At 62.9% G+C, this 13,941-nt stretch carries 15 protein-coding genes; 7 read left to right on the top strand and 8 right to left on the bottom strand.

The annotated features are described in order from the left end of the window. Positions 1-137 precede the first annotated feature (137 nt). Positions 138-1,067, top strand: coding sequence for a hypothetical protein (locus CK219_RS02945; RefSeq protein WP_095765231.1), 930 nt, complete (start codon positions 138-140; stop codon positions 1,065-1,067). Between the two features lie 20 nt (positions 1,068-1,087). Here the strand turns inward: CK219_RS02945 and CK219_RS02940 are convergent, their stop codons facing one another. The 4 genes from CK219_RS02940 to CK219_RS02925 form a co-directional block, all read right to left on the bottom strand. Next, on the bottom strand, positions 1,088-1,300 hold the full coding sequence (locus CK219_RS02940) for a hypothetical protein (RefSeq protein WP_095765230.1): 213 nt from the start codon (positions 1,298-1,300) through the stop codon (positions 1,088-1,090). 275 nt (positions 1,301-1,575) lie between these two features. Beyond that, positions 1,576-1,971 (bottom strand): GFA family protein, encoded by a 396-nt coding sequence (locus CK219_RS02935; protein ID WP_095765229.1) that lies wholly within the window; start codon positions 1,969-1,971, stop codon positions 1,576-1,578. A gap of 137 nt (positions 1,972-2,108) precedes the next feature. Next, entirely contained in the window at positions 2,109-3,056 is a 948-nt protein-coding gene (locus CK219_RS02930) for an alpha/beta hydrolase (protein ID WP_095765228.1), read from the bottom strand. Positions 3,057-3,179: 123 nt separating this feature from the next. Continuing rightward, the gene (locus CK219_RS02925; RefSeq protein WP_042644583.1) at positions 3,180-3,428 is read right to left on the bottom strand and encodes a ParB N-terminal domain-containing protein; all 249 of its coding nucleotides are present in this window, start codon (positions 3,426-3,428) and stop codon (positions 3,180-3,182) included. Positions 3,429-3,574: 146 nt separating this feature from the next. Here CK219_RS02925 and CK219_RS02920 point away from each other — a divergent pair, with 146 nt between their 5' ends. The 4 genes from CK219_RS02920 to CK219_RS02900 all read left to right on the top strand — a co-directional run bounded on the left by CK219_RS02920 (position 3,575) and on the right by CK219_RS02900 (position 8,356). Next, a complete protein-coding gene (locus CK219_RS02920) occupies positions 3,575-5,215 on the top strand; it encodes a N,N-dimethylformamidase beta subunit family domain-containing protein (RefSeq protein ID WP_095765227.1) in 1,641 nt (546 codons plus the stop codon). A 1-nt stretch (position 5,216) separates the two neighbouring features. Next, a complete protein-coding gene (locus tag CK219_RS02915; RefSeq protein WP_095765226.1) occupies positions 5,217-6,599 on the top strand; it encodes an aspartate aminotransferase family protein in 1,383 nt (460 codons plus the stop codon). A 222-nt stretch (positions 6,600-6,821) separates the two neighbouring features. After that, positions 6,822-7,325 (top strand): GNAT family N-acetyltransferase, encoded by a 504-nt coding sequence (locus CK219_RS02905; protein WP_095765224.1) that lies wholly within the window; start codon positions 6,822-6,824, stop codon positions 7,323-7,325. Positions 7,326-7,327: 2 nt separating this feature from the next. Then, positions 7,328-8,356 carry a histone deacetylase family protein gene (locus CK219_RS02900; protein WP_095765601.1) on the top strand — a complete coding sequence of 343 codons (1,029 nt, stop codon included), beginning with the start codon at positions 7,328-7,330 and terminating at the stop codon, positions 8,354-8,356. 60 nt (positions 8,357-8,416) lie between these two features. Here CK219_RS02900 and CK219_RS02895 read toward each other — a convergent pair whose 3' ends face one another. The 3 genes from CK219_RS02895 to CK219_RS02885 all read right to left on the bottom strand — a co-directional run bounded on the left by CK219_RS02895 (position 8,417) and on the right by CK219_RS02885 (position 11,616). Next, entirely contained in the window at positions 8,417-9,685 is a 1,269-nt protein-coding gene (locus CK219_RS02895) for a cysteine desulfurase-like protein (protein WP_095765600.1), read from the bottom strand. A gap of 27 nt (positions 9,686-9,712) precedes the next feature. Continuing rightward, entirely contained in the window at positions 9,713-10,780 is a 1,068-nt protein-coding gene (locus CK219_RS02890; RefSeq protein ID WP_095765223.1) for an aldo/keto reductase, read from the bottom strand. Positions 10,781-11,157: 377 nt separating this feature from the next. Then, positions 11,158-11,616, bottom strand: coding sequence for a hypothetical protein (locus tag CK219_RS02885; RefSeq protein ID WP_095765599.1), 459 nt, complete (start codon positions 11,614-11,616; stop codon positions 11,158-11,160). Between the two features lie 395 nt (positions 11,617-12,011). On the opposite strand from CK219_RS02885, the gene CK219_RS02880 reads away from it, so the two are divergent. Then, positions 12,012-12,176: a DUF1127 domain-containing protein gene (locus CK219_RS02880; protein ID WP_095765222.1), complete on the top strand. Its 165-nt coding sequence runs from the start codon at positions 12,012-12,014 to the stop codon at positions 12,174-12,176. Positions 12,177-12,236: 60 nt separating this feature from the next. Here CK219_RS02880 and CK219_RS02875 read toward each other — a convergent pair whose 3' ends face one another. Then, the gene (locus CK219_RS02875) at positions 12,237-12,743 is read right to left on the bottom strand and encodes a DUF1993 family protein (RefSeq protein ID WP_095765221.1); all 507 of its coding nucleotides are present in this window, start codon (positions 12,741-12,743) and stop codon (positions 12,237-12,239) included. Positions 12,744-12,884: 141 nt separating this feature from the next. Between CK219_RS02875 and CK219_RS02870 the strand changes: the two genes are divergently transcribed. Beyond that, positions 12,885-13,934: a DUF1176 domain-containing protein gene (locus tag CK219_RS02870; RefSeq protein WP_095765220.1), complete on the top strand. Its 1,050-nt coding sequence runs from the start codon at positions 12,885-12,887 to the stop codon at positions 13,932-13,934. The last annotated feature ends 7 nt before the right edge of the window (positions 13,935-13,941 follow it).

Here is a 13,941-nt window from a genome sequence, read left to right as displayed (position 1 = left end):
AGGACAGGCTTAGCCTCACGATAGCGTGATTCCAACTCACGGATTTGTAAGGTGCCGCTAATCCTGCTTGACAACTGGCACCGCCATATTATTCTCCGCTAATCTTACACTGTAAGGCAAATCGGAGGAGCATCACAATGTCGACCGCCGCCCTGTCGGAATTGGAGCCGGTCACGCCGCCGGAAACGCATGCTGCCGAAATTGCGATCGAGGAGGTGTCGCGTGATACCAGCCGCGCCATCGAGCGCGCCGAGGTCGCTGCCTGGCTCGATCTCTACGAAGCGGCGCCTGCGGATTTCGCTGCGCGGCACGGGCTTTCGATCGCAAGCGACGGCGACCTTGTGTGGACCACCTGCACGACGATCCCGTTCATTCATTTCAACTGCGTGAAGAATATCGGCGTCGATGGGCCGGCGACGGAAGAACAGGTCGACGCGCTGCTCGCGCACTACCGCGCGGCCGGCGTCATGCGGCCTTGGTTCTATACCAACCCGCATACCGAGCCATCGCGGCTGAGATGCTGGCTGGAAGCGCGCGGGATGCAGCAGCAAGGCGGCTGGGAGCGCATCTATCGCGACGCGACGCCGCTGGCGGACGAACCGCTTTTCCCGAGCGACCCGCTGATCCCGGTTGACGATCTGGTGATCGAGGAGGTCACGCCCAGGACAGCTTCGGAATGGGCATCTTTCATCGATGCCAAATACAGGCTCCCCACCTCGCCCTGGCTGATGGCGCTTGTCGATCGCAAGGGCTGGCATCATTACATGCTGAAACGCAGGGGCGCGGTCGCCGCCGTGCGCTCGCTCTTCATCTCAGACGGGGCCGCCTGGACCGGCATCGACGCGCCGGTACCGGGCATCATGGCGCCAAGCTTCGATCTTGACGCCATGCTTGGCGAAAGGCTGGTCCGCGACGGCATAGCCGCCGGTGCGAAATTGTTTGTCGCCGATATCGAGGCGCCGCGCCCCGACCGCGACGGGCCGGCCTATCGCAACTACGACCGGCTCGGCTTCAAGCTCGCCTATTTGCGTAGCCATTACAGTTACTTGCCCGCGAATTCGAGCTGACCAATTTCCCTGGAGTTGCCTCAGCGGTACAACCACTGCTTCAGGCAGCTTCTTGCCACCACATGCGCCGGCGGCACCGAAGCCTGATCGATGCGGGAATCATCGCTTGCCCTGTCGCGAGCCTTTTCCAGAAGCAGGCGAAGCTCGGCCGGGCGCACGCGGTCGCGCGCCATCACGAGTTGGACCATCGGGTCGTTCAAAAGCTCGTCCAGGGTGTTGATGCTCTCGCTCATCCGTCGCCTCCTCGATGCCTTCCCGCATAGCGCGTAGATAGGCAGCCAAAGATGGCCCGCCAATGACGCTTTGCCGGCTATGTCGTGAATCGAAGATGAAATTTTTGTGCAGGCCTTCTTCCTTCTCCCCTTGTGGGAGAAGGTGGATCGGCGCGCAAGCGCCGAGACGGATGAGGGGTATTCCAGCGGAGTGAGACGCTGGTATTCTCTGGAACACCCCTCATCCGACCGAGCTTCGCTCGGCCACCTTCTCCCACCAGGGGAGAAGGAAGAAGCTACGCTGGCGGCGCGCCTTCATATTGCGGCAGGCCATCGTCGAGCATCACCCAGGGCTGCTTCGAGGCGGTCCAGAAATGCATGTCGGGCTTGAACAGCGACGGGTCATCGAGCGAGCCGGAGGTGATGCCGAGAATGCCCCTGGAATCGCGGCGTGAAAACAAAGTCGTGCCGCAAACCGGACAGAAGCCGCGCTTGAGGTCAGGCGTGGAATTGATCGTCGCCACCGGTCCTTCGATGGTCACATCGTCGATGCGAAACAGAAGTCGCGCATTGAAGGCGGCGCCGATCGCTCTCTGGCAGATGCGGCAATGGCAGATGCGTTCGTTGATCGGCTCGGCCTCGGCCCTGTAGCGCACCGCGCCGCAAAGGCATCCGCCCTCATACTTGGTCATCACCAGACACCTGCCTCGAGGAAATGCCGGGCACCCTAGTGGCCGGCATGGCAGGGTCAATCAAAAAACATTGATGGGATACGATCGCTTGAGCTGATGCCGCTGGCCGGCTGCCTCAGGCGGCCAGCGGCCAGGATTCATTCGCTGACGATCTCGTCCCAGGTCTTCACCTTGGTGACACCGTCGAGGAACGGTAGCGTGCTGGCGACCAGTTCCGGCGCGAAGAACACGTCGTAATGCGTGCGGTTGGGGATGATCGCCAGCCGGTTCTGCGACAGGTGCTCGCGCATCCAGCCGGCGTCCCTCAATCCGCCGCCGAGCATCTGGAAGAACTTGATCTCGTGCTCGGGCTTGTACATGTCGCTGTCGCCGTAGACGAGCATGACGGGCATCTTCAGCTTCGGCACGTCGGCCGAGAAATCATAGTCCTTGCGCATGAAGGCGCCGAGCGCATCGAGCAGTTTTGGGAAATCCTCGGGCTTCGGCGCCACGGCGACATAGGATTTGTACATCGGCGTGTCCTTCATGAACTCGGCGGCCGCCGCGCTCACCTGCGCCTGCTGCGGACGCATCTCGTCATAGAAGCCGTTGGCGGCGTAGCCGGTCGACACCATGACCAGCCGACGCACCGCCTCCGGATGCTGAACGGCCATGCGGAAGGCGACGCCGCCGCCAAGCGAATAGCCCATGACGTCGACCTTGTCGTAGCCGAGCGCCTTGACGATGGCCGCCATGTCGTCGCCCATCGTCTCAAGGCCGAAAGGCCGTTCGCCGAGCGCGGTGCGGCCATGTCCCTGCAGGTCGACGGCGATCACCGTGCGATGTTCGGCAAATTTCGGCAGGATCGGCGCGAACATGTCACTCGAACCCAGGCCGCCATGCAAAAGAAGCAGCGGCTCGCCCTTGCCGTAGACGGCGTAGTAGTAGTTCACGCCGTCGATCGGCAGCAGGCCGGATTTTTCCGGCTTCAAGAGAGCTTTGGTTTCACTGGTCATGACAGGCTTGGTCTCCTCGGATTGTGCGCTCGGCGAGGCTATGAGGGTCATTGCCGAAGCAAGGATGGCGAAAAACAGGGTCTTGGGCATTTCAGTCTCCTCTCCGCTTGCGTTGCCTCAAGGACGCGGTGGGAGAACCCAAGCCGACATGGCCCGCTAAATAATTCGAGGGAGAGTGGAAGCGCCTCGGCAGGCGACTCCAAAGAAGAAGGATCAGTGGCGCTTGGCCTGCACTAGATAAGCGTCGATCATGGTCTCGCCGAGCCACTTCGCGGCTTCGAGCCTATGCAGCCCCTCGACCAGGATGTGGCGCTTGCCGTCGTGTCGCACCTGTATCGGGGTCTTCATGCCGTTTTCGAGAATATCCTCGGCAAGATGGCGCACCGTCTCGGGATGCAGCGTCTTGCGCCGCGCCGTCGGCACGTAGATGTCGTCGACCTTGACCTTTTGCACACGCAGCATGTCGGCTCCTCGGCGAGAATGTCGCCTCAGCATGAATAGTTGGTTTGCCGGCGGCGGCCAAGCGCGAGCGCGCTGGCCCGATGCTTTCCATTTGACGCTTGGCCAGCCGATGGTCTCAATGACGGCCTCGTGATCTCAGGTGTTCCTTGACGCAACTGCCCAGTGAATTCCCCGATTTCGGGCTGACGCCCGAGCAGCGCCGCGAGGCGGTGCGCGGCCACTATTACGAATGGCCGGGAATGGATGGCCCGAGCGGCGAGATCTGGTGCTACAGCGACCGGTTTTCCTATCGCCCCGGCGAGACGGTAACGCTCTTCGTCAGCGCGTCGGCGCCGCAATTCAGCCTTGCCGTCATCCGTGACGGCGAGAGCGAAACAAAAGTTTTCGAGGGAGCGGGCCTGTCGGCGCGCTGGCAGGATACGCCCGACCAATGCTCGGTCGAAGGCTGCAACTGGGAGGCTTCGTTCGAATTCCGCGTCGGCGTCGACTGGCCGTCCGGCGCCTATCGCGTGACGCTGTCGGCCGAAGGCCGCGACGGGACGCCAATCCACAGCCATCATCTCTTCATCGTCACACCCCTGCCCGGCCGCAAGCCCGGCCGCCTGCTGCAGGTCGCCGCGACCGGTACCTGGCTCGCCTACAACACGTGGGGTGGCTCGAACCACTATCAGGGCATAACCGGACCGAACCGCGATCAATACGCCACGACGGTCTCGACGCAGCGACCCTGGTGCCGCGGCTTCGTGGTACTGCCTAAGGACGCGCCGCGCGTGCCGCTGGAAGTCGCGGTGCCGCCGAAGACCGTGCCACGCTATCCGCATATGGAGTGGGCCTTCGCCACTGGACATTCGAAGAAATATGCCTCTTCGGGCTGGGCGAGCTATGACAGCCATTTCTTTCGCTTCGCCGAGCGCGCCGGCTATCAGGTCGATCTCGCCAGCCAGCACGAGCTCCATTTCTCGCCCGAAATCCTCGACGGCTACGACTGCGTCGTCTTCGTCGGCCACGACGAATACTGGACCTGGGAGATGCGCGACGCCGTCGACAATTATGTCGAGCGCGGCGGGCATGCGGCGCGCTTCGCCGGCAATTTCATGTGGCAGACGAGGCTGGAGAACCAAGGCCGCCGCCAGGTCTGCTACAAATACAAGGCACGCGCGGAAGACCCCGCCTATCGCGGCGGCGACGTCACCCGCGCAACCAATTCCTGGGAAGCGCCTGAGATCGGCCGTCCAGGCAGCGCCACCTTCGGCCTCAATGCGACCCGAGGCGTCTATGCCGGCTGGGGCGGCTGCGCGCCGCGGGGCGTGCGTGGCTTCCCGGTCTACCGGCCCGAGCACTGGGCCTTTGCCGGCACCGGCATCTATTACGGCGACCTGCTCGGCGCCGACAGTCATGTCTACGGCTATGAAGTCGACGGCCTCGATTTCGAGATCCGTGGCGGCCTGCCCTACCCGACCGCGACCAGCGGCGCGCCGGACGGCTTGCAGGTGCTGGCGGTCGGCATGGCGAGCCAGGTCGAGGAAAGCGCCGACATCCCGGTCGAGGACCAGTTCCTCACCGACGAGGATGGCCGCTTCACCGCCGAGACGTTGTTCGGCGAGGCGAGCGACGCCAATCTCGACAAGGTCAAGCGCGGCAACGGCATGATCGTCAATTTCCCGCGCGGCAAAGGCGAGGTCTTCCACGCCGGAAGCTGCGAATGGGTCGCCGGCCTGCTAAGGCAGGACGCGATGGTCGAACGCGTGACCAAAAATGTTCTCGACCGCTATCTCGGAAAGTCCTGACATGTCGAAACTGGAAGTCCAGCCCGTAGCAGAGGCCGAAGCGCGGCCGCCGTCGCACCTGTTCTATTTGTCCAGCCTGCGCCGGCCGCTCGTCGACCGCGCCGAGGGCATCTATTTCTGGACGAAGGACGGCCGCCGCTACATCGACGGCTCGAGCGGGCCGATGGTCGCCAATATCGGCCACTCCAACCGCAACGTGCTCGACGCCATGAAGCGGCAGATGGACAAGACCACCTTCGCCTACCGGTTGCATTTCGAAAATGAGCCGGCCGAGGAGCTTGCGCGCGCCCTGGCCGGCAAGCTGCCCGAAGGCATGGACCGCATCTTCTTCGTTTCGGGCGGCTCGGAAGCGACCGAATCCTGCATCAAGCTCGCCCGCCAATGGGCGGTCGCCACCGGCCAGCCCAAGCGCTGGAAGGTGATCACCCGCTTCCCCTCCTATCATGGCGGCACGCTGGGCTCGCTTTCCATCACCGGCGACGATGCGCTCGCCGAAACCTTCACGCCGATGATGAGGGTGATGCCGACAGTGCCTGCGCCCACAGCCTGGCGCGACCGCGACAACCTTTCGTTGGAACAGCGCGGTATCCGCTACGCCGACATGCTGGAGGAGAAGATTCTCGCCGAAGGGCCGGAAAGCGTTTTGGCCTTCATCATGGAGCCGGTCGGCGGTGCCGCGACCGCAGCCCTTGTCGCGCCCGACAGCTACTATCCGCGCATCCGCGAAATCTGCGACCGCTACGGCATTCTTCTGATTCATGACGAAGTGATGAGCGGCGCCGGCAGGACAGGCAAGTTCCTCGGCGGCGACCACTGGAACTGCAGGCCCGACATCGTCGCCCTCTCGAAGGGGCTGGGCTCGGGTTACGCGCCGCTCGGCGCCCTCGCCGCGCCGATGCGCCTGGTCGAGCCGCTGCTGGCCTCCGGCGGTTTCCAGCACGGCCATACCTATGCCGGCAATCCGCTGGCCTGCGCCGCCGGCCTCGCCGTGCTCGGCGAGATGGACCGGCTCGACCTCATCGCCAACGCCGCCGCGATGGGCGAGGTGCTGATGGCAGAGTTGAAGGGCTTGCAAAAGCGCTTCCCCTTCATCGCCGACGTGCGCGGCAAGGGCCTGCTCACCGGCGCCGAAATGGTCGCCGATCCCGAGACTTTGAGGCCCATCGATCCGGCCAGCAAGGCGACGCAGCGCCTGCTCGACCACGCCTATGCGCGCGGCCTGATCATCTATGGCCGCAAGGTCAAGGGCGGCGTCGACGGCGACAATTTCATGGTGGCGCCGCCGATGATCATCACCAGAGACCAGATCGGCGAGATGATTTCCATCATCGGCGATTCGCTGGAGGCTCTGGCGGAGGAACTCGATCTGCCGGTGGAGGGATAGTGGCGTTTTGAGGCAAAGCCAATCTGAGATGCTTGCGATCCTTCGCACCCCCCTCTGGCCTTCCGGCCATCTCCCCCGCAAGGGGGGAGATCAGCTGTGTTTTTCGATTTCGCCAATTTTCAGCGTTGCAGAATTGGCGGCAACGCCAAAGCTGCCAATCTCCCCCCTTGCGGGGGAGATGTCCGGCAGGACAGAGGGGGGTGCCTTGGCGCTGCACTCTCAATGAGCAACCCTTCGCAAGCCGTCACCCTCCGCCCCGGCACCATTGATGATGTCGAAACCATCCATGCCGCCCTGCTGCGCCTCGGTACCGATATCGGCGCGCATCAGGAAATCACTTCGACGCCCGAGGACCTGCGCCGCTACGGCTTCGGCGCCAAACCCGCCTTCTCGACCCTGATCGCCGAGATCGACGGCGAATTTGCCGGGCTTTGCCTGTATTTTCCGATCTTCTCGACCTGGATGGGCCGTCCCGGCGTCTATGTGCAGGACCTTTATGTCGACGATCGCTTCCGCGGCCGCCGCATCGGTGAAAAACTGCTCAGACGCGTGGCGAAGGAGTGCCGCGCGGCGGGCGGTGGCTATCTGAGACTGTCCGTCGATACCGACAATGAGACGGCCAAGGCCTTCTACGAAAGACTGGGCATCGGCCGGTCGAGCTACGAGCAGGTGCAGAAAATCGTCGGCGATGCCTTTTTCGCCTTTGCCGATACGCCGGAGGAATGACGATGAAAGCCTTCTATGCCGAGGAGCAGAAGCGCCATGACCCGAAAGCTTTCCTCTCCAGCGGCGCGCAGCAGCCCAACCCGGAAAAGCCGGAGCGGATTGAACGATTGTTAGCCGGCGCAAGATTGGCCGGCTTGACGGTCGAACGTCCAGGCAATCATGGACTTGGCCCGATCGCCGCGGTGCATACGCCTGAATATCTCGATTTTCTCGAGCACATTTTTGCGCGCTGGCAGCGCATCGAAGGCGCCTCGGCGGAAGTCATCCCAAACATCCATCCGATCGCCCGCGCCGGCTCCTACCCGGCCTCGGCTGTCGGCCAGGCCGGCTACCACATGGCCGACACCGCCTGCCCGATCTCGGCCGAGACCTGGAACAGCGCGCTGTGGAGCGCCTGGAGCGCGGTGGAAGCCGCTGAAGCGGTGATGGCCGGCGCGCCCTCTGCCTATGCGCTTTGCCGTCCGCCCGGCCATCATGCTTTCGCCGATGTCGCCGGCGGCTTCTGCTTCATCAACAATTCGGCGGTCGCGGCGCAGGTGCTGCGCAAGAACGCCGCCCGCGTCGCCATCCTCGATGTCGACCTGCATCACGGCAACGGCACGCAAGGCATCTTCTATGCCCGCCCCGACGTGCTCACCGTCTCGCTGCACGCCGATCCGGTGCGCTTCTACCCGTTCTTCTGGGGGCATGCAGACGAGCGCGGCGAAGGTCCCGGCCTCGGCTACAATCTCAACCTGCCGCTGCCGCGCAAGTCCGGCGACGCGGCCTTTCTCGAAGCGCTGGCGACGGCCTTCCAGCGCATCCGCGCCTTCGCGCCGGAAGCGCTGGTCGTGGCGCTCGGCCTCGACGCTTTCGAGGGCGACCCGTTCGGCGGCCTGTCGGTGACGACGCAAGGCTTCTCGCGCATCGGCGAAGCGATCGCCGGACTCGGCCTGCCGACGGTCATTGTCCAGGAAGGCGGCTATCTCTGCGATGCGCTCGGCGACAACCTCACCGCATTCCTCACCGGCTTCGGCGGCAAGCAGGGCTAGAAGCAATTCCAGGAAAAGTGTGTAGCGGTTTTCCGTCCGGAATTGCGTAAAGCTAAAAAACTAGGAGCGCTGCTGCCGCAGCATCGCGATCACGCGGTGCACGCTCTCCAGCGTCTCCTCGATCTCGGCCGCCGTATTGTAATGCGCGATGCCGATGCGCACGACGCCCTGCTCGGCGGGTATGCCGAGCTGGTGGACGACCTCCCACGCATAATTGTGACCTGACCAGACGAAGATGTTCTCGGCGTTCATCTGCCGCACGATCGTTTCCGGCGCGATGCCTTCGACGGTGAAGGAAACGGTCGGCACCCGCTCGGCGAGGCGTTCCGGATCGATGATGCCGTGGATCACCAGCCCCTCGATGCTGGACAGGCCTTCGATCAGTTGCCGGGCAAGCCTGTTCTCGTAAGCGATCGAGACCTCGAACGCCTTGGCGATCCGTTGCCGGCGCGACCCGCTCTCGCCGGTGGCAGCGCCGAGATCGGCGAAATAGTCGATTGCCGCCGTCAACCCGGCCATCAGCTCGATCTGCGGCGTGCCAAGCTCGAACCGCTCGGGCAGGACATTCGAAGAGCAGCGGCATTTGTAAGGCTGGAGCGCGTCGATCACGTCGCGCCGGCCCCACAATATGCCCATATGCGGCCCGAAGAATTTATAGGCCGAGCAGATCAGGAAATCGCAGCCGAGCGCCTGCACGTCGACCAGCCCGTGCGGCGCGAATTGCACGGCATCGACATAAACCAGCGCGCCGGCCTGTTTAGCTGCCGCCGTCAGCGCCTTCACCTGGTTGATCGAGCCGGTGAGATTGGAGGCATAGTTCAGCGCGACAAGCCGCGTCCTTTCCGAAAGCAGTCCCTTGAGCGCCGCCTCCTCCACCTGCCAGCTCCACTCGTCGAACGGCAGGAAGCGCACGACCAGGCCGAGATCCTCGGCAAGCTGCAGCCAGGGCGAGACATTGCCCTCATGGTCCATGCGCGTGACGATGATCTCGTCGCCAGGTTTCATCGTCCGACCAAGCGTGCGCGACATGTGGTAGGTCAGCGTCGTCATGTTGGCGCCGATGACGATCTCCTCGACGCTCGGTGCGTTCAGGAAATCGGCCATCGCGGCATGCGCAGCGTCGACCACTTTTTGGGCCGCGACCGTCGTTTCAAAGAAACCACCGAGATTGGCATTGGTCGTCAGCAGGCAGCGGGATACTGCGTCGGCCACCGCTTGTGGCACCTGTGTGCCGGCGGGATTGTCCAGATAGATGCGGCGACGCCCGTCATCGGTCAGCGAAAGCGCCGGAAACTTGCCGCGTACGGCTTCGATCGGAAATTCTGCCATCGTCTCCATCCCTTTGTTTTTTCTCGCTTAAGGGCACGGATTGCCGACACGTTGGTGGATGGCGTCGACCGCTTTCTGCATCTCATCCGTCCAAGCGACATCGACCGAGGACAGCGCCGTCCCAAGCTGCGCGATCGTGGTCGCGCCGACGATGTTCGCGGTCACGAAGGGCCGGCTCGCCACATAGGCGTTGGCGAAAAGCGCCGGCTCCATGCCGAAGGAACGTGCCAGCTCATTGTACTGAAGCAGCACCTCCGCCGCGTTCGGCGTCTCGTAGCGCTGGCCTCGATTGAACAGCTGCGAGCGCGAGCCCTGCGGTCGCGCGCCATGATCGTATTTTCCGGTGAGATAACCCTGCGCCAACGGCGAATAGGGAAGAAACGCGATCTCCTCGCGCTCGCAGACCTCGGCAAGGTTCACCTCGAAGGTGCGGTTGACGAGGTTGTAGGCGTTCTGCAGCGAGGCGACGCGCGGGCCGGAGCCCTTCTCGGCTTCGAAGACGAAGCGCATGACACCCCAGGAGCTTTCGTTCGATAGGCCGAGATGGCGGATCTTGCCGGCTTTCACCAGGTCCTGGAAGACGGCGAGCGTCTCGGCAATCGGTGTTTCGTCTGCGGGCGCGGCTGCGGCATCGGCCCGGCGCGCCACCGCTCCGATCCGCGTCGGGTTCGAACCCCACGGAATGTCCCGGTCCGGCCAGTGGATCTGGTAGAGGTCGATATAGTCGGTGCCGAGCTTGGCCAGCGATTTCTCGACCGCGTCGAAAATGTCGGCGCGCACCAGCTTCGACGGACGATCGCCGCGGAACCATGCGTTGGCCGTGCGGCCGACCACCTTCGAGGCAAGGATGACCTTGTCGCGGTTTCGATTGGCCTTCATCCAGCTGCCGATGATCCTCTCGGTTCGCCCTTGCGTCTCCGCCTTGGGCGGGATCGGGTAAAGCTCGGCCGTGTCGATGAAATTCACCCCGCGCGAAAACGCCAGATCCATCTGCGCATGGCCTTCCGCCTCGCTGTTCTGCTGACCCCAGGTCATCGATCCGAGACAGATTTGCGAAACAAGAAGATCGGTCCGACCGAGGCGGCGCTTATGCATGGAATTCTCCGGCGGGAGGTTTGCGCGGACAGCGCGGGGAGGAAGTTGAACATAGAGCAAAACGCTTGCGTTTTGCAAAGTCGCCCAGTTTCGAGATTGGCCGAAGCGTCAGTCAGTTCGTTACTCTAGGGCGGAGCAAGGAGCGAAGCGACGCGCGCAGACCCTAGAATCCATTCCGTTACCCTAAAGCGTTCCAACGATTACAGAATTCTGCACCGTTGCACTCTACGTTGAAGGTCACGGAATGGATCCTTGGGTCCGCGCTCCGCTTCGCGTCGCTACGCCCAAGGATGACGAATATTGGAGAGGCTCCAGCCAATTTCGATGGCTTGCGATGGGTCGCCGAAGCGAACAGTCGAAGTCTCTGATGAAGGGAACTACCGCCTGGCCCCGGCCAGCGCCCGCCGCTTGGCTTCGTCGATCAGCATGTTGGCAACCTGCATACGGATCATGGCACGCTGGCGCAGATGCGGCGCGAGCCGGTCCGGATGGTTGGCGAAGGCGAAGTTACGGCGGATGCGGCCGAAATCGGGGTTCTTGGCGGGACGGTCGAGGCCGAGCTCGCCTGCGATCGCTTCGGGATCGATCGGCGGCAGCTTCTCCTCCGGCCAGTGCTCTTCGCCGGCAAGCGTCAGTTTCGCCTGATCGAGAAGTGCCGCGAACTCGGCAGCAAGGTCGGCGCCTTGCTCGCGATATTCGGCGGCGACGCTCTCGCCGGCGACCTTGATGCGGCCGGAATGCAGTTCATCGGCCACGGACAGATAATCAAACGGGATGGACGGTCGGGCGCCCTCGTCCTCGCCCTTCTCCGAGGCGACGATCAGGTCGTCGAGCAACGAAGCGAAATCGAGCTTGTTCCCGGTGCCGATCTCAACCTCCCTGTCGTGACGGCATGCAGTGATGCCGCCAAACATAGGGAGCTCTCGTTAAGAATGAATTCTGGCGATATTGACAATTGGCGGCTTTTCCGCCCGCCAAGACGGCATCGGACAATAAAAAGCCGGACTGCTCATTCGGGCAGTCCGGCAAGGTCGCCAGGAGTGGCGAGGAAAAAGCCAGCCATGTGCCGGCCCGATTGCCTACGGTCGAGCCTGCCGAAAAGTTTCACGGAAAATCGACTGTGACGGAAAAATTTGGTGCAGCATGGCAGCCATGCAAATGCTGCACTGCACAATTTTTAACAAATCGCCTATATAGTGATGTCGGGAGGACCAACAGGGGCAACTGAGTCATGGGGTTCTTCACTGAAATGTTCGCCCGGCCGAGGCCGCAGGAACACCAGCGTTACCGCTCGGCGCTCGCACTTCTGAACGCGATGAGCAATGCCGACCGCGCCGATATCGGCATCAAGCCGGCGGATTTTCCGCGCATCGCGCGCGAAATGTCGATACGCTGAGGCCGCGCTGAACCAACGAGGTTTCCCGGAGTGCTGGGAAACCTCTAAACCACTCCAAAGTCAGCGATTTCCCAGAAAAGTCTGCTTGCCGAGCGGCACGCCGTTGTGGCGCAGAATGTCGTAGGCCGTGGTGACGTGGAAGTAGAAATTCGGCATCGCCAGGTGCAGCAGATATTGCAGGCCGGGCAGAGTGGTTTCACGCCCTCCCAGTCTCACTTCGACGGTCCGGTCCTCGGAGCCTTCCAGGTCAGCCACGGAGAAAGTCGCCAGATGATCGAGCGTCTTGGCGATCCGGGCCTGCAGCTCGGCGAAGCTCGCTTCATTGTCTTCGTATTTCGGCACCTCGCGGCCGGCAAGCCGCGACGGCGCGCCCTTTGCGTGGTCGGTGGCGATCTGGATCTGCCTGGCCAGCGCGAACATGTCGGGTGCCAACCGCGCGGTGAGGAACACCTGCGGATCGATCTTGCGCTCGCCGGCATTCTGCTCCGCCGCCGTCAAGACGCTGGCCAGCGCCTTCAGCCTTGCGGCAAACACGCCGACCGATATGTCGTACATGGAAATGGTCACGGGTAACCTCCGACGCGGCCCCAGCGCCGCGGGCCGTGAACTAGCGCCTCCCGCCACGATTCTTCAAGCGGTCCTGCCCACGGCGTCACCACGCCGCCGCAATCGCCGTGGTAGTATTTTCGTTACCGAGCGGAGGATTCGATGAAAAGAGCCACTTTCGCAGCGACCGTCTTTTTCTCACTGGCCGGCTTCACGCAGTCCGCACCCGCGGCGGATGCACCCTATATCGATGACCGATCTAGCGCCGAAGCGGTTGTCCGTTCGCTCTATAGCGCCATCAACCGCCACGAATTCGCCCGCGCCTGGGGCTATTTCGGCGATACGAAGCCGGCAAAGGATTTCAACGCCTTCGTCAAGGGTTACGACGGCACCGGCAGCGTCGAAGTCAAGACCGGCGCTGTCTCGGAGGACGGTGCTGCCGGCAGCATCTACTACAGCGTTCCGGTCGCCATCCAGGCGACCGACAAGAAGGGCGAGGCCAAGGTTTTCGCCGGCTGCTACACGGTCCGCCAAGTCAACGCGCAGATCCAGGAGCCGCCCTTCCAGCCGATCTTCATCGACAAGGGCGCGTTGAAGCCGTCGACCGAGGATTTCGACAGCGCCGTGCCGGCAAGCTGCGGCGACGGTCCGCCGCCGCCGAAGAAGGATGAGGCGCTGGAGCAGGCCAAAAAAGCCTTCCTCGCCACCTATGGAGGACAATGCGACAAGCAGGATCCTGACGGCAAGCCGATCGGCGAGCCAGAGGCTCATTCCATCCACTATAAGGACAAGGACGCCCAGCCCAGCGACCCGGAGCGCGAGACGCGGCTGTTCCGCTTCTTCTGCTCGATGGCCGCCTACAACGAGACGGCGGTCTACTACATCACCGACGACGTCGATGGCGTCTCACAGTTGCAGTTCACCGAGCCGGACCTCGACATCCGCTACGAGAACAACAACAGCGAAGGCAAGGTCGAATCGATCCATATCATCGGGTTCAAGACCAGCGGCTGGGCGACCAATTCGGACTACGACGACAACACCAAAACCATCACCACATCGAACAAATGGCGTGGCGTGGGGGATGCCTCGTCATCGGGAACCTACCTTTTCCGCAACGGCGATTTCTCGCTCGTCCAGTATGACGTCGATGCATCCTATGACGGCGAGCAAAATCCGCAGACGGTCATCGACTACAACACGGCGCCTTGAGGCGCTG

Source organism: Mesorhizobium sp. WSM4313 (assembly GCF_002294725.1).
Lineage (GTDB): Bacteria > Pseudomonadota > Alphaproteobacteria > Rhizobiales > Rhizobiaceae > Mesorhizobium.
Note: the sequence above shows the minus strand (reverse complement) of the source record. Positions and strands in the feature narration are given on the sequence as shown.